The organism is Mesorhizobium sp. RCAM 06353 (genome assembly GCF_059683585.1).
The window spans coordinates 6,921,982-6,938,693 of the sequence record NZ_CM185031.1; the positions used below are offsets into that span (position 1 = coordinate 6,921,982).

Here is a 16,712-nt window from a genome sequence, read left to right on the forward strand (position 1 = left end):
TAAACCTGGCAAACCGGAACAAAGCAACGCAGCCCGCGTTTTTTGTTTTTAGAGCCGATTTCATTCCAGCGGACAAGTCCGCAGCGTTGGCGAAGTTAGGAACGAGAGTGCTCTTTCGACGGCGCAACCCTGATGGCCTCTTCGAGCGCTTACGCACCTATATGTGGCCACGCAGTTCCTTCTCGCGCTCGCTTCAGTACTTTTCAAAGCGCATCCTGCGGCTGGACACCACTCCACACGCCGTGGCGGCTGGGGTCGCGGCGGGGGTCTTCGCCTCATTCTTCCCGGTGGGTTTCCACTTCGCCATTGCCGCCGTCCTCTGCTGGCTGATTGCAGGAAACCTGGTGGCGGCAGCGCTTAGCGCAGTCGTTTTCGGCAATCCGTTGACGCTCCCCTTTTTGTGGGGTGCATCCTGGGAGACCGGCAAGATCATGTTGCACAACCGCTGCCAAGTCACGGCCCGCCTGCGGATCTCAGTGAGATGTTGCATAACCTTTCCTTATCGCAATTGTGGGGACCGGTGCTGAAGCCGATGCTGATCGGCGCGGTGCCGCTTGGGTTGATCTTTGGCCTGTTGTTCTATGGCATCACGCTCTGGTGCATGACTGCCTTCCGCGAACAGAGACGCAAACGGTTGGCCGAAAAGGCGAGTCGACTTCTTCAGCAAGAAGACGACGCGCTACTGCCCACTCTCCCTAGGCCGCCTGGAAGGCTAGGGTGGAAGAGACCCCCGCCGGCTTGATGCAGGAAAGCGGCGACGAAGCTCTTGATAAGGCGCATGACGATTTCCGCGAGATGACCAAGCAACTCGGCGGCGTAACTTTGGCGTAGCTACATTCTTGCAGGAGAAGGGCGGCCATCCAGTTCAGTCAGGCGCTGCGGGCAAAGTGAAGCCAGCTTCGCGGCACAGCACGTTGAAAGGCGACATGCGCAAACGGCAATGGGAGCGAGTGCAGGCAGGGCAGGCGCTCCGCGGTAGGTCCGAGGCCGAGTGGATCAGCCGGGTTGCGCGCTAGTGGAAATTCCTCAAAGGCGAGGAAAGCTGCGCTCGCGCGAGTTCGCGAAGGCTGGCTTTGGTTCTAGACCCTATCGAAGGTGAAGGATGTCAGAAGCGTAGTGACGAAATTGCTGGCTTTTTCCTTGACGAGCAGCTCAGTCCATTCGTCCGTGCCTCGGAGCATCAGGCCAGTGTAGATGCTGTCCACCGCAGCCTCTTCTATGCGCTTGATATGCGACTTGAACACCGTTTCGTCGCCCGTCCTGTAAATATCCCGCACGACCATTCGCAGGATTTCCTGGATGGCGATCTGCCAGGCGGTATTGATCGTCTGAAGCTCGCTCGTTGTTTCGGTCATCCAGATCTCCTTGATCTTGACGGCCATCGACAAGAGGCGGCGATACACGCGCAAATTAGTGGGTCGGTCGGCCGGACATAAAAAAGGTCAGGCAAATTTTGCCTGACCTCGCTTGGTCTCATGCTTTCAACAGTGCCAGTACATCCGTGGTCAAAGGAAAGCTGAACCGATCAGACGGCCTGCAGGTTGCAGGCCGACATTTTGCCCGACTTGTTGTCGCGTTCCATTTCATAGCCGATCTTCTGACCTTCGACGATTTCGCGCATTCCGGCGCGTTCGACGGCAGAGATATGAACGAAGGCGTCGGCGCCGCCGTTGTCAGGCTGGATGAAGCCGAAGCCCTTGGTGGAATTGAACCATTTAACTGTGCCAGTGGTCATGATGAACCCTTTCATAGCAATATTGGACGACGGCAACGCGAGAGCGCTGCCGATCTGTGACGATGACGATTTTGAAGGGAAGGTTCGTTCAGGGCGCGGTGCCAAACGCGCGATAACCAAAGCTCAGCAAGCAATATCGACAGGATTATTCATATCCTACCTCGATGGCGGCGTCAACTTTTGGTTTTGGAAATTGCGCCCTCAACTTTTTGTTGCCCTCTTCGAGGAGGAGGCAAATCGGCCTCCCACCCTCAGGACAGTGACTGGGAGAGAACGGCGTCTGGATCCACACGGCAGCCATGCAAAATTGTGCATTGCACAATGCCTCGCATCACTCGATGTTACGCAGATCGGCCATCTACTCCTCCCAGATGCGATGCCGATGCAAAGCGACCCACACCTCCTCCCGTGGTGAGCTTGATATAGAGCCCGCTGCCACCTCCTCCCGGCAGCGGGTTTTTCATGCCATGAATACGGCCCGACTAGGCAATTTCGCTCGCGAGAGCCAATGCCAGATCCAGTTCCCCGATTTCGTAACTGCTTGGAGGGCTTAAACTCTCCGCAGCTGTTCGTGACCGGCGCCTATCAGGATTGGACGTCGGCAGTGGCGGAGACGGATCTTCTGGAGCGCGGCCTGTACTGTGAAAGCCGTAATCACGCAGCGATCGCCTCATCTTTGCGCGACCTTCTCTCTACGAAAGCGCAAAAGTAATCGGCGCTCGGCTATTCGGCACAAGTACGTGAAATCATAAACGATGGAGATCCCCGGTGAGCGCTGGTGTAGCCGTTCTGCCACTATCGGGGTACGCACGGAGGCGAAGGGAGCCCCGGCCCAACAAATGCAGAGGCGGCTTTTCGATCCGAGCAGGGCATAGCAACAGCCCAGGCGTGCTGCCCTCCCACCAAAGGCGCACTCAGTCGCCGATTACTGCTTATGCCGGCTCATAACGGCGATCAGGGAAGTGCGCGGGCAATCCCGGAATCGAGGGGCGCACCATCGGAGAAATCGACGCGTTCCACTGACGATTGCCGCACTTACAACTTCCGAGATGAGAAGGTCTGGAACATTACCCTCAACCAGTCGTTCAAAATGGGAGGGCTCAACGGTTAGGATTGTCCAACTGGACGGCTTAGGAATGGCCAGAAGCCTGCTTCGTACACCGACCCTCAGTTCGATCTGGCTCACTGCCTAAGTCCCGTCCACGCAAGCCGGCCTTTCATGGCACTTCCGGAAATGTTGAGCATATATCCGCAGAGCAACTCCCCGAAAGCGACCATAAGGGCGCTCTGGCTGGATCTTATCGACCCAGATACGGTCGAGGTGAAAGAGGTCGAGGGGGTGGCCGGCGTTGCCCTCCCAAGCCGGGAAAATCTCAGCGAGATCGAAAGCTCCAGCCGACTAAAAGCCCGCGACGGCGTGCTTACCATGAGCGTTCCGATAGTCACCCATGTCGAAGGCGGCCCGCCGCTGGTTGCTCCCCTCGGCTTTGTGCTGTCGCGCGACCGTTTGATCACCGTTCGCTTCTCGGCTTTGCCGGCCTTTGACGCGGTTGCTAGGCGCTTCACCGATTCCGGCGAGCCGCCGACCTCGAGCCTTGAGGTGTTCCTCGATCTCTGTGATGAGCTTGTCGACCGCCTCGCCGACGGCCTTGAGCAGGCGGCGACGGACCTGCGCACCCTCTCTGCAACCGCCTTTCATGTCCCGGATAGCCAAGGTCGTAAGGCGATCCGCTCAAACAATGTTATTCGAGCCCAACTCCGCCATGTCGGCAGGCTGGGTGACGCTCTCTCGGAAAAGCGCGATGCGTTGCTTGCCCTTGGACGCGCCATCGATTTCGCATGCGGGATGACCGCAGGCTGGGGTGATGGAGAACTCGCGTCGCGTATGGACGGCCTCAAGCTCGACGTAGCGTCGCTCGACAATTACGAGGTTCATCTCTCCGACAAGGTGCAGTTCCTCCTCGACGCCATGGTTGGATTGATTGGCATTGCGCAAAACGACATCTTCAAAATCCTCACCATCGTCTCGATCGTCGGCATTCCTCCCACCCTAGCGGCGAGTATCTACGGCATGAATTTCAAGCACATGCCCGAATACGACTGGGCATTCGGCTATCCCTATGGTTTGGGGATCATCGCTCTCAGCGCAATTATTCCGCTGGCGTGGTTCAAATGGCGGGGTTGGTTCTAGGGGTCGTCCATTCCTGCGCAGGAGTGGCGAGGACTCGCGCCGCGTGACACGGCGGAGCCAGTAAATGTTCTGTCACTCAATGATTAAGCTGCCGGAACCGAAATGCATTCGGTCCGTTGTTTCAAGCTGAACAAATGTCTTGCGGTACATTTCCACCTGATTTGCCTGCTCCAAGCACGAAGTCAAGGAAAGCCGCCCATGGGGAATTTTAATGAGATTTGTCTGGATCGCGGCGCCGGTGGCGTTGTTGCTGGGGCTTGGCGTCCAACCGGCGTTCGCCGTCTGTAATATATCCGATGCGAAGCTCGAAGAAGCTGTCCTCAAGAGCCCGGAATTGCGCAATCCGGAAAATCGCTATCTCGTTCGCGACCTGCGAACCCTTAGGGATGCCGCCTTCCTGCTGTGGTCGTATGGCCTACAGGACGACTGCGAACGCTTGCTCGCCAATATCCGACAGCTGATTGCCGCGCCATCAATGGCGAAGCTTGGGGGGAACGACGAGGACCTTGCCGATGAACAGGTGGCCGCCGAAGAACCACAACAGCATCAAGGTGGTGAAGTTCAGGGCAATCGCGGTGCTCCAGGCGCACGTCCTCTAATCAATATCGACGAACTTGGACCCGGTCTGCGTGTCGACGAGATCGTCGGCTCCGAGGTTCGCAGTTCGGACGACAAGATCGTTGGCGAAGTTCGCAACGTCGTAATTGGAACCAAGGACCGATGGGACTACGCAGTTATTGCCTCAGGCGGCTTTTTCATCGCCGGAAAAGACAGCATCGTCGTCCCGCTTCGGTATATGCAAGTCGATGAGGAGCGGAACAGTTTTTACCTGCGCATCTCCAGTGCCGATGTGAAAGCCGTTCCGTTGATGCCCGACCAGGAATATCAGTGGCTCGCAGATGAAGCATGGCGGGCGAAGAACGATGCGATCTTCCAGAAGTTGATCCCTGACTCGGTTCGATAAGTAGCGGTCGCAATTGATGATCATGCTGTCGACTGTCCTATTGCTTTGGGGCGCCGCGGCGGTCGCGTCGAACGACAGACGCGCTTTGGCTTTCGTGGGGATAGAGGATCGGCTATGGAACTAGTCGCTGGTTGCAGACATGAAATCGCGCTGCGAAAACGAAGGCCCGGAGGATCACTATGCATCTGACGAACGAGAGCATCATAGTCATATGGTGGTCGGCCTTATTGCGGGATGGTTGGCCGGAAAGATCGTGCGGGGCTCAGGCTTTGGTCTAATCGGGGACATCGCAATTGGAATCATCGGCGCGTTTATCGGGGATTGGCTGCTGCCCCGCTTGGGGCGTCCATCTCGGGAGCGGAACGATCAGCTTGATCGTCAATGCCACCGTCGGCGCGATTGTACTTCTCCTAATCATCCGGTTGGTTGCTGGTGGCGGTCGTTTCGGGGGCGGATGGAGGGGTCGATCTGGTCGGTGGCGGTAGCCCGGGGTTCGAACCCATCGCCCCAACGGACGGCGGCAATCGGATTTTGCACGGCCTCAGTCGAAGTCTGCATTTAGCCGGCGGGTCAAGACGACGCGCTCAACGTTCCACAGACCCAACGAATGTGCGGCCGGCACAATCGCGCTGACATAGGCCTGATTGCCGCCGCCCGAGACAGGCGCCGAAGCGGTGAAGCACTTCGAGGCAAGCAACCTCGCCATTGCGGTCGTTCAGGATGCGTACGAACAGGTCGACTGGGCATGGTCGCAGCCGTCGACGCGCGCTTCGAATGAACGGGTCTCGATCACCTGATAGTCGATCGCCAAGCCCTCGCTCGGGCTGCCGACGCCGGCAAACCTATCCGAACGCTGGAACGTCTCGGCCAGCCGCACCTGCACAATCAAGCAGCCGGTCGGCCCCCTGCGACGCTCAGGGCGCCATCACCGTAGACGCGTGACGCAGCGGTCTCGTTGTTATCTCAAATCAAATTTCGCTTGACGACCGACGTGACCGCTCCAGAGTCATATCCATGGCGTGGGACATAGAGATCGGTGATGAGATTACGTTGACAGCGACCATCATAAAGGTGCTGCCAAGCGGCCGCGCCAGCGTCAGTATTCCGACCTATGACTTCCCCTTCGCGATCGATGCTCCCAAGAAGAAAAGGTCCGGCGACAAGGTTAGTCTCGTCGGGCGTGTCATCCGCGTCGATGACCAAGATGGCAAGGTGACCGTGAAGGTTGGCGGTCTGGTCACGGTCGACATCGCCTCGATAACCGCGCACGGAAAGAGGCCGAAGTCAAAATCCCCACCGTCGAGAGATTGGCCCGACTAGTCGCTTTTGCCGGGATGACGGAAAAGTCTTCCGCACTCCCACGAACGACGGCGACAGGAGTCGTGCGAACCATCGACGGAACGACTGTTTTGGAACGAATTGCCATGAACCACATTTAGGTCGGTTAAGTCGCGATCGGGGACTCGGATGAAGGAAGTATCGCAGGCGAACGTTGTCGCCCTCAAGAGTCCGGACTTGTCTGGGGAGGATAGTCGGGCCTTCGACTACCAGGATTTCTTCGAGAACGGGGCCGTCGCGCTCCATCTGGTAAGCGCGGATGGTGTCATCCTTCACGCAAATCAGGCTGAGCTTGACCTTCTCGGGTTTAGTGCCGAAAATTATGTCGGCCGCCACATTGCAGAATTCTACCCCGACCGGGACGTGATCGACGACATTCTCGAACGTCTGACCCGTGGCGAGAAGATCACGCGATATCCGGCGCGATTGAGAGCCTGTAACGGATCGATCAAACATGTCGAAATCACGTCGAGCGGCCATTTTCGGGACGGCAAGCTGATCAACACCAGGTGCTTCACGGTCGATGTTACCGACCTGGAGCGGACACGCACCGAATTAAGGCAGCAGGGAAGCACCTATCACCAAATTCTCGACGCCCTTCCGGTTGCCATCTATACGACCGACCAGCACGGGACGATCACCTACTACAACCGCGCCGCCGCCGATCTTGCTGGCAGGGAGCCAAGAGTCGGCAAGGACAAATGGTGCGTCACGTTCAAGCTCTTCACTCCCGACGGCAAGGAATTGCCGCATGACGAGTGCCCCATGGCCATCGCGCTCAAGGAAAACCGGCCGGTCCGCAACCAGGAAGCCATAGCGCGCCGTCCGGACGGATCCTTTTTTCCGTTCCTGCCCTACCCCACACCGCTGCGGGATGAGCACGGCAATCTGATTGGTGCCGTGAACATGCTCCTGGACCTGACCGACCGCCAACGTGCCGAAGAAGTCAGGCAGCATCTGTCAGAGATTGTGGAATCCTCGTTCGACGCAATTGTCAGCAAGGATCTGAATGCCATCATCAAGAGCTGGAATAACGGGGCCGAAAGGCTGTTCGGCTACACCGCCGAGGAAGCGATAGGCAGGCCGGTGACCATGTTGATCCCGGATAATCTCCAGGACGAGGAACCTCGCATCCTCGGACGCATTCGCCGTGGTGAGCGGGTCGAAACGTACGAAACAATACGTCAGCGCAAGGATGGCAGCCTTGTTCCGGTCTCGCTCACCGTATCGCCTATGCGCAACGCGACCGGGCGGATCGTCGGCGCATCGAAGATCGCGCGGGACATCACATCGGCAAAGGAAAACGAGCACCGTATCCGCATGCTGATGCGCGAGGTCAACCACCGCGTTAAAAATCAATACTCGGTCATCCTGTCAATGATCCGGGAGACCAACAAACGATCGGAGGCACCTGAGCAGTTTGAACGCCAGGTGCGCGAGCGCATCATGGCGCTGTCGCGATCCCACGACCTGTTGGTATCCGCCGACTGGAAGGGAGCCACCATCAATGAGCTCGTGGCGGCCCAAGCCCGGCCTTTCCCACGGGGTGAGGTTATCGATATGTCGGGACCACCGGTGGTCCTCAGTCCCAATGCTGTGCAGTATCTTGGAATCGCCTTCCACGAACTCGCGACCAACTCAGCCAAATACGGCGTGCTCTCAGCGGACCTGGGCCGGATTTCGGTTCGATGGAACATTACCGGTTCCGGTGCCTCGAGGCTCATTCACCTTAGTTGGGCCGAAACAGATGGGCCGCAAGTTCAGGATACCAGACAGGGTGGGTTTGGAACCGTGGTGCTGAAGCGGGTTGCGCCTGCAGCTGTTGGAGGCCACGGAATTCTCGAGTACGGTCCGCATGGCATCACCTGGAGCCTGGAAGCGCCGCTGGCTGCCGTGGAAGCCTCTGTTGCCAATGGAGCTTAGAAACCTAGGCCTGGTTCTACAATACGCCGAGTTCAGCGAACTGTGACCACGGCGCCGGTGTCACTGCGTGGATGGCAGAAGGAACGCGCCTTCGGCTCCCACCAAATTGATTTGGCCAAGCAAACGCTTCCAACGCCGCTATCTCGACTGCGGCTACCATTTCACGCTGAACCTGACCGCCTAAGGATGGCTGTCGCGAAATCCTTGAGTTGTCCGTAGCGTCCGTCCAGCTCAGCGAGCCACCAAGGCCACCACCGCCCCACAGCGCCTGCACTACATGTAGTTCCGAGAACCGATGGACGGCCTTCTCGAGAGCGCTGCTGCGTGCAACCGATAAGGAACCCTGAACGTGCTACGTTATTCAAATCGGAAGATCGAGATGATCTCGTGCTCACCTACCCGGGATAGTCAGATCGACATACACGATCGAAAAAAGTGGCCCGCGCGCCTAACACCGCGGGCCACGTTGGGGTCTACTGGGCAAGAATGATCCGCTGCTTGTCGCGATTCTGCGCGTAGGTGCCCTTGTCATAGGCAGTCTGCGCCTCAAGCTGAGCCTTGGTGAAATTGGTGTAGAGATACCGGTTTCCGTCTTTGTCGGACAGGAACTTCAATTTCTCCAGGCCAACGGCCACCGGCTTTTCCCCCACGCCGAGGAATCCGCCCACGTCGACGACGACCGCGTCGACCTTCTTATCGCCACTGAGGACGACATCTCCAATCTCGCCGACTTTTGCATCGTCGGCGCCGTAGACCGTGGTGCCGATGAAATCCTTGGTGCTGATTTTGTCTATCGGCATCTCGGTCAGCGAAGACTTGTCGATTGCCGCGGTGGCCGTGTTGTCCGTCGTGGCTGGGGCAGCTTCATTGTTGGCGGTGGTAGCTGCGACATCATTGGAGTTCGAGGCCGCTGCCGTGTCGTAGACCTTCAGGTCAAAATCCTGTTGCGCTTGAAGGTCTTCCTTGGTGGTCTTCGCGACCAACCAGCGCTCACCCTTCTTCTCGACCCACTCAGCTTTGCTGAAATCGTAGGCGACGTTCTTTTCCCCCAGGCCTAGGAACCCGCCAACGCCGATGATGATGTACTTGGCTCTGCCGTCCTTGGAGAGGACGATGTCTTTGACGTCGCCGATCTTCGCGGCATCGTCTGCAGCGCTATCATAGACGTCGGCGCCTATGATCTTGGTGACGAGGCTGCCGTCTGCAACGGCCGCCGGCGCTGTCGCCGCAGTGGTCGTAGCGGCGGCAGGTTTGGTGGCATCTTCAGCGGCGGCCCCCGAGACCCACAGGCCAGACGACAGCAGGGCTGCAATAGCGGTGGTAGCCAAAAGTTTGCTGATCATGGACGTTTCCTTTGTGCGTTAGTGTTGATGCACGCCGCGTTCGGCCGAACCGTCGCAGGGAGGCTGAGCGCGGCACAGTTTGCTACCTCACAACGGGCCGCACGAAGCGAAGTTCCCCTTGGAATTCGGAAGGCGCCTGGGAGGCGCTGACCGACGTAGAGTCAATTAAGCTGCTGCGATTCCGCAATTTTTTCGAGCTCGCACGCGCCTGTATCGCGGGAACCTTATTGGCTCCTTGACGTTCCCCGGTCGAACCAATTGCGGTTCGCGGAAAGGGGAAAACTATGCAGAATCCTGGCGTTGGCTGGCTGGCAGCGATCATCATCGGCGGCATTGCCGGATGGCTCGCCGAGATGTTCATGAAAAGCAACATGGGCGTCGTCATGAACATCATTTTGGGAATCGTGGGGGCGATCGTCGCCAACCTCATTCTTAGCGTGCTTGGCATATCGTTGGCCGGCTGGCTCGGCTATCTCGTCGCCGGCTTCATCGGCGCGTGTATCTTGATCGCGGTGGCCCGAGCGATCAAACGCTAATCCGCGAACTATTGCGGTCAACCTCAACCTGAGCCCTTCGCCCGACGAAGGGCTCGGCGTGCCTCAGCCTATGCAGTCCGCCCATGGAGCGGAGACGAGCCGTTCCATAAAGGCAACAGGGCCATGGATCGAAAAAACCGTTGGCGCATTTATGCTCCGGCCAATTAAGGCTTCAGGAGAGAACCCATGAAAAAGACACTGCTCATTTTGAGCCTGCTCATTCCGCTCGCAGCATGTTCCCGTACCGAACAAGGCGCTGCCGTAGGCGGCTTGGGAGGTGCCGCGGTCGGTGCAGCGGTGGCCGGCGATCCCGTGCAAGGGGCTGTCGTTGGTGGTGCAGTCGGCGCGATCGCCGGTGCGGTGATCGGGCACGCCAGTGAGGCCGGCCAGTGCCGGTATCGCGATCGTAATGGGCGCGTTTACATTGCCCGGTGCCCGGACGGCTACTGATACCAATACCTAAGGCGCGTGATCTGTTGCGATCACGCGCCTCACTTGGCGGTCCGGGATGTTAAATTCGAACCAAAGGTCGGTTTCAGACAATCGGCAACCGGGGTATTGAGGCGGGCGAATTAGCCGGCTGAGCCTGGGCGTCCCTGCCGGCTAGGCCCGAGTTTCGATCGCTGTTTTGTCAGTATCAGGGACCGCAACGACAGCCTCGGTCTTTTGGGCGTGGTTCGTAGCGATTTTGAGTAGAGTTAAAGCCGTTTCATTGGGCGTCCACCCTTGGCCTTCTGCGGCAGTCACCAAGGCCGCGAAGGCGGCTTCCAAGGCGACCTCGCAGTTCACCTCCCTGTCTGGACTATTCTCGGGCAAGATAGGTGCTTCAACGGCTTGGGACATGCTCAGAAAGCGGCTCGCCGACAAAAGGTTCCCATCTCAAGGCTTCCGCCGCAGCGTTCTTTCGTATCGGTTGGCACGATGATCTATCCAAGGCTGCGGGTGTGGCGAATGAAGAGGAACGTCGGTCTCCGTACCTGGAATGACACTTCCTGACCAAAACGCGGGCAAGGGCGGCACCGGGTGATTTTGTAGGGAACAACCTCCGCTCCAGAGCGTTTTTGTCCCGACGGGACACTCTCAGCTCAGGAGAGTTGTGATGATAAGGAAGCTAGTCCTCTCATCGGTGATCGCAGTCACTTGTGCCGCTACCGCCTTTCCGGCAAACGCCGGCGGCGTCATTATTGGCTTTGGTGGTGGTTATGGCGACGGTGGTGGTTATGGCGACGACGATTACGACTACTACCGTCGTGATCGGTACCCAGACTACTACGGTCAAGGCTATTCCCAATACTACGACATGTATGACAACAGCTATAGGCCCCGTTATTACCATCGGCATCATCGGCACCATTGCCGCGTCGTGCTGATCAAGCATTGGCGTCATCACCACCGCGTCATCGAGCGAGTTCGCATCTGCAGGAGGTAATGGTACAGGTCCGGCCAATCTGGCCGGACCTGCGCCTTCGACGAGCGCTCGGTACTCCAGTTCTCGCAGTCGATACGGTACTTAACGCGGGTGGTCTAGTTGGCGACATCGCTCGGCCGCGCGCCGTTTCGGCTCTAAGCCCTGCGCGAGCCACGCAGCCAGTCGGGGCATATTCCGGGGCGGCGGCCAGCCTACATAAGCCGTCCATCCTGACAGCCGGCGGCTTGTGCCTAAGGCAGGTACCCGTCGCTCTTAGGTGGACTGAGAGCGACGGGCGGTGTTGCCTGAAATGCGGAACTGCAACTTTAGCCGCAAGTGGGACGCTAAAACCGCCCGGTAAATCAAGTCTTAAAATCATCTGGGTCGGCCGGCCATAGGGTCCCTTGGCTGGCAATGGTCTCGCAATCCGGCGCGCTTACCGGATCGCGAGATGCCTTGGTCAGTTGGCGCTGGCGACGGGCGCCACAAGCGGCGTGATGCGGCGGATAGCGACGCGGCGATTCTGTCGTTCAGGCCCCGTCGTATTCACCTTAAGGTAGCTCTCGCCGTAGCCTTGGGTCGTCAGGTTCTCTGGCGCGATGCCAAAGGCGTTGGTGAGGGCCTCGGCAACTGCCTCGGCTCGCTGGTCGGACAATGCCAGGTTTGCATTTTCGCTACCGACCGCATCGGTGTGGCCCTCGATCAAGAAGGTTTCCGCCGGGTTCTTCTTCAGCAGCCGCTCCATTGCGTCCGCCACGCCTTGCAGTTTTTTGACTTCGCTGTCCGAGATCGCCGCCGAACCGGTCTCGAAATTCAACGTGTCGAGATCAACCCGCCGGGCGATATCGCGTACACGCGCCGAGCGCTTGACCTCGTCGACCGAGTAGAGGCGCTGGACCTTTTCCACCGGCGGTTGCTCAAGGAAGGTGTAGTAGTCGCCGGGATCTTCTACCAACTCCGCCTCCAGAATGTATTGCTTGCGCGGGATGGTGAGCCGGATCGGTGGCAGGTCATCTCCAGGATCGCGCCAATCGTTGACGTCCTGGTAATACCTCTCGTCGACATAGCTTAACACATACTCGCGGCCGTCCGGCGTGATGCGAGAGCGCTGGATGACGTCGCCATAGCGGTTGCGGATTGTGACGATCTGGTTGCCGTTGTCGCGGATGATCGTCTCGCGTGTCCGGTCGCCCGGTAGATCCTCGTAATACACATCCTTGGCACCACGGTTCATTCGCGGTGCTTCGTTGCTTTCGACGATCGTCTGGTTGTTGAACTGGATGATGACGCGCCCGCCAATTTCCGTAAGGACATCGGCGCCCTTGGGGCGTTCTGGCGCCTGGCCATCCGGCGCCTTGTCCCGGCGGGTACCCTTTTCCTCCGTCACCGGAACGATCTTCTCAGGCTTGATCTCCTGCTGCGCTGCCTTGTCGTCCGCAGGCGGTGGTCCGGCGTCTACGGGGGTAGCCGCAGGCGCGGGGGCCTGACCGCCATCGCTCTGTTGAGCAGGCGGTTTGCCGTCCTTGCCCGGACGTTTTGCATCCTTTTCGCTGTCGAGGATTGGTGCGGCGTTCGGATCTGCCGGCGCCTCGCCCTGGACTGGCTTTTCGCTTTGGGCGGGCGCCGCCGGCTCACCATTGGCTGGCTTTTCGGAGGTTGCAGGCTGCTGGTCGGTTGAAGGTTGCTCGCCAGTCACGGGCTGCTTTGGTGCAGGCGCCTCGGCGGCAGGCTGCTCGGCGGCAGGTTTCTTTTCGGGTTTGTTCTTGGTTTCCGCCGGCTGTTCGCCGAGGGCCGGAGCAGGCTCGCCAGCCGGAGCAGGCTCGGACGAAGGTGCGGGCGCGGCCGGTTGAGCAGGCTGTTCCTTCGCGGACGGTTCAACCGGTGGGGTAGGTTCTGGAATAGGAGTTGCCTCAGAGGCCGGGGCCGCCTCTTTTGGTTTTGGAGTAGGCTGTGGTTCGGTCGCTGGAAGTGGAGCAGCATTTTCGGACGGAGCCTGTTGCCTCAGCGCGCAGGCTTCGGCGGACTCGCCCTCCTTACATTTCAGCTTGATAAAAATAGGCGGTGCAGATGCGACGAACCGTGCGGAACCGAAGGCTGCGCTGCTGAGTGGTGCCCCGAACGGTGCTGAGGCGATCAGCAAACCCAGTGCGGTGCTGGCCAAAATCTTTGGTCGGCGTGTCATTTGAATTCTCCGTGTGGTGTCCCGTCGCTATCCAAACTGGGCACTGCCACATTCGTTCCGCTCATTCCGAATGATAAGCTCCCCAACAGAAACGACGGGGATTACTTCGGAAGAGGGGCGGCAAGTTGCCGGGCTTGGCCGGAGATACAGTCGAAGGACGGCCGCCTGTTCCGGGGCAATCTGTGTCTGTTATATCAAAAACGCCCGCTGGCCGGGAGCCAGCGGGCGACGGGCCTTCCGGCCCTTTTGACCGCTTGGAGGGACCCAGCGGGCAAATGGCTTCGGCGCCGCGATCTGACTTGCCCGCCGCAGGCAGACGACTTTAATCAGTGTAAAAAAATCGGCGGCTCGGGGACCTGGTCTGGATTGCGAACTGGAACCCGTTGCTTGTGCCGTTCATCGCCCTTGTTCGAACGCGCATGCGCCTCGGAGAGGCTGCCATGGCTCAGATGCGTGCAGTGTTCATAACCATGGTCGCGCGCACCGCATCGAGAACAGCACATAGGGAATTGGTCTAACAGCATCCACTAAAATGCGCGACTTGGATTTTGGTTGCCCCAGCCGAGCAACTGTTGTTGGATTACGGCAAGGCACCGCCTCAAGCCGCCCCCGAAGATGCTGAGATGAGCTTCAATGTCCACGGGCCGTTTCGCGGTGCTCGGAGGCATCTAAGTTACAAGCGCCTCTGCTTGGCCGACAGGCGCCATCTGCCCAGCGGCTGCACAGATGCGCTAATCGGGCACTTACGCGGTTCGCTGGCCGCTGCGGGATTCTTGTTTTCGAAGACGCGAAATCCGGCTGGAACCTGTGCTGCATAGGTTCGGCTCCGTGCCGCCGCTCGCGATACTTCGATAAGTACTATTCACTATCCGCGTCCGTTCTCCAACGCCGCAGGCGATGAAAAGTAGGAGAGCTCTGAAGATCTGTGCCGTAACGATTAGCAAGACCGCAAACAACAAGACCAGCGCAAACGCTAGCCCAAAAACCCAGCCCATCTAAAACTCTCCGTTACACCCGGACAACGCTCTCGTGGGCGTAAAGTTCACCAGATGGAGGGTTGCTTGTGCTAATTTCCGTTCCGAAGCGCTTTCGGTCGTTAGGCAGTTCAACCGCGCCTGCAGGCGAGGCGTTAGTTACTTCCAGGGATGGGAAAACCGAGATAAGCACATGGTTTCGAATTCCGAGATGCGGGGTATTGAACTCTTGCCGCGAGTGCGGAAGCGCCTTAGTCCTCGAGGCCAAGCATGGCCTCGATGCGGCGGTCACAATGCAAATCGAGCAAGGTTCGTGGTGGAACCGGTTAGAGCCCACTCTTCCACGGGCGCCTTCTTACTTTGCCGTTGCGATAAATCGAAGGCCGCGTGTCGCCGCCCACCCCTCGTACTCCATCGTTGACTCCCGTAATGCCAAAAGCGTAAGTGGCTCAGGCCTCACGTCCAAAGGCGCACGGTTTCACCTTCAAAGGTATCAAAATGGGCGGACAATATTCCAATGCGCGAGAGCACTTCTTCGCTGCGATCCGCACGCTCGCAGCCTCTTCCGACAGCATACAAACGCGCCTGATCGATGCGAATCTGAACATTTTGCACGTCACTCTCGATGAGTTCGATGGGGACCGGGAGCTCAAGTTCAAGTTTGCAAAAATACTGGATCTTCTGGCCGTCGATCAGGACGATATGGAAACGGTCGCTGTGGAGACAGCCGCGCACATGACGGATTTTGAAGCCGTCAAAGTTGCGGACCTCATTTGCGATTTTTACTACGAGCTCACGTAATAGTCGGCGCGGCAGCCCGTCTTCCCACTAGCGAGGCGCCGGATCTTGGCCAACCAACCACGCTAGGAGCGGCTGAGATCAATCCGGCTGATCACAATGGTCTTGCCGGTCGCCGGGTCCTTATCGATCGTCGTCAAGCGCATGCCATTGTCTCCAACCTTTTCCAGCCTTAGCTGGGCGGCACGGTCGCCATTGACTTCTTTTGCCCAATGGATGCCGAGGACCAGTGCGTTGCCCGAGCGACCGCCACTGAGGCCGGCCGGGCCGGTGCTCGATCCGGTGTATATGCCCGTATAGGTTTTGCCATTCGTCTTCACGTCGGCGCCGATCGCCCGCGAGAAGACCACGTAACCTGTACACTTGCCGTTAAGCGCCAAAGAGCTTTCCGTCGCGTCAGATGCAAATTTGCAGTTGATCTTGATGGGTTGGGAATCGGCGTCGACTTTGACCGTGCCCTTGCCAACCCAGTTGCCGGCAAACGATTTCAGAAAGGCGCCGTCAGCGGCCTGAGCAGGCGCTGCAATGCAAAGCATTGCTGCGGCTAGCCATCCAATGGATTTTGTCATGATAAAGTCCTTCAATTTGGCGCAGGCGCGAAAACGATCGTAGCGCGAGCGCGATGCAGGTTTCTGTCGATGATGCGCCCTAGGCGCTAGCAACTGCCTTCTCTATCTCCTGGGCCGAATGGCCGGTGAGATCCTTGGCGATTTCGCCAATCAGAACGTCCGATAATTTCTGATGATAGTGCTTGCGCAGTTCGCCAAGCGTCCGAGGAGCGGCGATGATGATCAGGTTGGCGATTTGTCCGCCGAGGACCTGTCGGTTGAGCAGATCGGCGGATCCGGCTGCGAAACTGTCCTCCTCGATCTGGCTGCTGTCCGGATTGGCGGAGCTGCTCTGATGACGCGCACCGGATCCCTTGTTCTCGTTTGCCACGTCTTCCACGACCGAGGCCGTCAGCTTTGGATTGGCTTCGTCTCCTGAATTGCGGAACAGATTGAGCTTCTCGCCATCGGCCACAGCAACGGTCGCGCCTTTAGGAATATCCATGTGCGAATGTTCTCCGAGATTGCGCCAGCCCTTGGCTTTTCGGTTTGGAGGCCTGCTGACGTGAGTCTTAACTCCCCAACCCGCCAATGGATGCTTGTATCTGAGCCTTTCACCACGCCCGGCCGACTAGGGGCCGCGCCGACCGGGCGCAAAGCCCCCCAAACACCATGGGGCTTCATTGTGATAACGGCATCAGCTGCCTGACGTTGGACGGATAGGCGGCATTACATGTTGCGCTGGAACGAATGTCGTCGCGCCTCGTTCGCT

At 58.5% G+C, this 16,712-nt stretch carries 15 protein-coding genes and 2 pseudogenes; 10 read left to right on the forward strand and 7 right to left on the reverse strand.

Annotated elements, in window-relative coordinates; translation table 11 throughout:
* Positions 1-161 precede the first annotated feature (161 nt).
* Positions 162-742, forward strand: a pseudogene (locus AC56QX_RS33470) (DUF2062 domain-containing protein).
* 337 nt (positions 743-1,079) lie between these two features.
* Here the strand turns inward: AC56QX_RS33470 and AC56QX_RS33475 are convergent.
* Positions 1,080-1,355, reverse strand: a complete 276-nt coding sequence (locus AC56QX_RS33475) for a hypothetical protein (protein WP_258590100.1) — start codon at positions 1,353-1,355, stop codon at positions 1,080-1,082.
* Positions 1,356-1,525: 170 nt separating this feature from the next.
* Complete coding sequence (locus AC56QX_RS33480) at positions 1,526-1,735, reverse strand: cold-shock protein (RefSeq protein WP_027145347.1); 210 nt, start codon at positions 1,733-1,735, stop codon at positions 1,526-1,528.
* Between the two features lie 1,219 nt (positions 1,736-2,954).
* Here AC56QX_RS33480 and AC56QX_RS33485 point away from each other — a divergent pair.
* From AC56QX_RS33485 to AC56QX_RS33495, 3 genes and pseudogenes are all read left to right on the forward strand, one after another.
* A complete protein-coding gene (locus tag AC56QX_RS33485) occupies positions 2,955-3,926 on the forward strand; it encodes a magnesium transporter CorA family protein (protein ID WP_497112837.1) in 972 nt (323 codons plus the stop codon).
* A gap of 211 nt (positions 3,927-4,137) precedes the next feature.
* A complete protein-coding gene (locus AC56QX_RS33490) occupies positions 4,138-4,890 on the forward strand; it encodes a PRC-barrel domain-containing protein (protein WP_183448030.1) in 753 nt (250 codons plus the stop codon).
* Between the two features lie 211 nt (positions 4,891-5,101).
* Positions 5,102-5,375: pseudogene (locus tag AC56QX_RS33495) on the forward strand (GlsB/YeaQ/YmgE family stress response membrane protein).
* Between the two features lie 230 nt (positions 5,376-5,605).
* Here AC56QX_RS33495 and AC56QX_RS33500 read toward each other — a convergent pair.
* Positions 5,606-5,779: a hypothetical protein gene (locus AC56QX_RS33500; RefSeq protein ID WP_497112838.1), complete on the reverse strand. Its 174-nt coding sequence runs from the start codon at positions 5,777-5,779 to the stop codon at positions 5,606-5,608.
* 125 nt (positions 5,780-5,904) lie between these two features.
* On the opposite strand from AC56QX_RS33500, the gene AC56QX_RS33505 reads away from it, so the two are divergent.
* Complete coding sequence (locus AC56QX_RS33505; protein ID WP_497112839.1) at positions 5,905-6,210, forward strand: hypothetical protein; 306 nt, start codon at positions 5,905-5,907, stop codon at positions 6,208-6,210.
* A 147-nt stretch (positions 6,211-6,357) separates the two neighbouring features.
* Positions 6,358-8,151 (forward strand): PAS domain S-box protein, encoded by a 1,794-nt coding sequence (locus tag AC56QX_RS33510; RefSeq protein WP_497112840.1) that lies wholly within the window; start codon positions 6,358-6,360, stop codon positions 8,149-8,151.
* Positions 8,152-8,624: 473 nt separating this feature from the next.
* Here AC56QX_RS33510 and AC56QX_RS33515 read toward each other — a convergent pair whose 3' ends face one another.
* Complete coding sequence (locus AC56QX_RS33515) at positions 8,625-9,494, reverse strand: PRC-barrel domain-containing protein (protein WP_497112841.1); 870 nt, start codon at positions 9,492-9,494, stop codon at positions 8,625-8,627.
* A gap of 284 nt (positions 9,495-9,778) precedes the next feature.
* Between AC56QX_RS33515 and AC56QX_RS33520 the strand changes: the two genes are divergently transcribed.
* The 3 genes from AC56QX_RS33520 (at position 9,779) to AC56QX_RS33530 (ending at position 11,459) form a co-directional block, all read left to right on the forward strand.
* Positions 9,779-10,030, forward strand: coding sequence for a GlsB/YeaQ/YmgE family stress response membrane protein (locus tag AC56QX_RS33520; protein ID WP_111546598.1), 252 nt, complete (start codon positions 9,779-9,781; stop codon positions 10,028-10,030).
* A 186-nt stretch (positions 10,031-10,216) separates the two neighbouring features.
* Positions 10,217-10,480: a YMGG-like glycine zipper-containing protein gene (locus tag AC56QX_RS33525; RefSeq protein WP_183448022.1), complete on the forward strand. Its 264-nt coding sequence runs from the start codon at positions 10,217-10,219 to the stop codon at positions 10,478-10,480.
* Positions 10,481-11,129: 649 nt separating this feature from the next.
* Positions 11,130-11,459, forward strand: a complete 330-nt coding sequence (locus tag AC56QX_RS33530; protein ID WP_497112842.1) for a hypothetical protein — start codon at positions 11,130-11,132, stop codon at positions 11,457-11,459.
* Positions 11,460-11,898: 439 nt separating this feature from the next.
* Here the strand turns inward: AC56QX_RS33530 and AC56QX_RS33535 are convergent, their stop codons facing one another.
* On the reverse strand, positions 11,899-13,620 hold the full coding sequence (locus tag AC56QX_RS33535; protein WP_497112843.1) for an OmpA family protein: 1,722 nt from the start codon (positions 13,618-13,620) through the stop codon (positions 11,899-11,901).
* Between the two features lie 1,472 nt (positions 13,621-15,092).
* Here AC56QX_RS33535 and AC56QX_RS33540 point away from each other — a divergent pair.
* Positions 15,093-15,395 (forward strand): hypothetical protein, encoded by a 303-nt coding sequence (locus tag AC56QX_RS33540; protein ID WP_183454655.1) that lies wholly within the window; start codon positions 15,093-15,095, stop codon positions 15,393-15,395.
* Between the two features lie 62 nt (positions 15,396-15,457).
* Here AC56QX_RS33540 and AC56QX_RS33545 read toward each other — a convergent pair whose 3' ends face one another.
* Positions 15,458-15,961, reverse strand: coding sequence for a hypothetical protein (locus tag AC56QX_RS33545; protein WP_183448018.1), 504 nt, complete (start codon positions 15,959-15,961; stop codon positions 15,458-15,460).
* Between the two features lie 79 nt (positions 15,962-16,040).
* Positions 16,041-16,445 carry a host attachment family protein gene (locus tag AC56QX_RS33550; RefSeq protein WP_497118029.1) on the reverse strand — a complete coding sequence of 135 codons (405 nt, stop codon included), beginning with the start codon at positions 16,443-16,445 and terminating at the stop codon, positions 16,041-16,043.
* Positions 16,446-16,712 lie beyond the last annotated feature (267 nt).

Coding starts and splice junctions, on each gene's coding strand:
- AC56QX_RS33475 (WP_258590100.1), bottom strand. CDS start 1,355: ATGACCGAAACAACGAGCGAGCTTCAGACGATCAATACCGCCTGGCAG.
- AC56QX_RS33480 (WP_027145347.1), bottom strand. CDS start 1,735: ATGACCACTGGCACAGTTAAATGGTTCAATTCCACCAAGGGCTTCGGC.
- AC56QX_RS33485 (WP_497112837.1), top strand. CDS start 2,955: ATGGCACTTCCGGAAATGTTGAGCATATATCCGCAGAGCAACTCCCCG.
- AC56QX_RS33490 (WP_183448030.1), top strand. CDS start 4,138: ATGAGATTTGTCTGGATCGCGGCGCCGGTGGCGTTGTTGCTGGGGCTT.
- AC56QX_RS33505 (WP_497112839.1), top strand. CDS start 5,905: ATGGCGTGGGACATAGAGATCGGTGATGAGATTACGTTGACAGCGACC.
- AC56QX_RS33510 (WP_497112840.1), top strand. CDS start 6,358: ATGAAGGAAGTATCGCAGGCGAACGTTGTCGCCCTCAAGAGTCCGGAC.
- AC56QX_RS33515 (WP_497112841.1), bottom strand. CDS start 9,494: ATGATCAGCAAACTTTTGGCTACCACCGCTATTGCAGCCCTGCTGTCG.
- AC56QX_RS33520 (WP_111546598.1), top strand. CDS start 9,779: ATGCAGAATCCTGGCGTTGGCTGGCTGGCAGCGATCATCATCGGCGGC.
- AC56QX_RS33525 (WP_183448022.1), top strand. CDS start 10,217: ATGAAAAAGACACTGCTCATTTTGAGCCTGCTCATTCCGCTCGCAGCA.
- AC56QX_RS33530 (WP_497112842.1), top strand. CDS start 11,130: ATGATAAGGAAGCTAGTCCTCTCATCGGTGATCGCAGTCACTTGTGCC.
- AC56QX_RS33535 (WP_497112843.1), bottom strand. CDS start 13,620: ATGACACGCCGACCAAAGATTTTGGCCAGCACCGCACTGGGTTTGCTG.
- AC56QX_RS33540 (WP_183454655.1), top strand. CDS start 15,093: ATGGGCGGACAATATTCCAATGCGCGAGAGCACTTCTTCGCTGCGATC.
- AC56QX_RS33545 (WP_183448018.1), bottom strand. CDS start 15,961: ATGACAAAATCCATTGGATGGCTAGCCGCAGCAATGCTTTGCATTGCA.
- AC56QX_RS33550 (WP_497118029.1), bottom strand. CDS start 16,445: ATGGATATTCCTAAAGGCGCGACCGTTGCTGTGGCCGATGGCGAGAAG.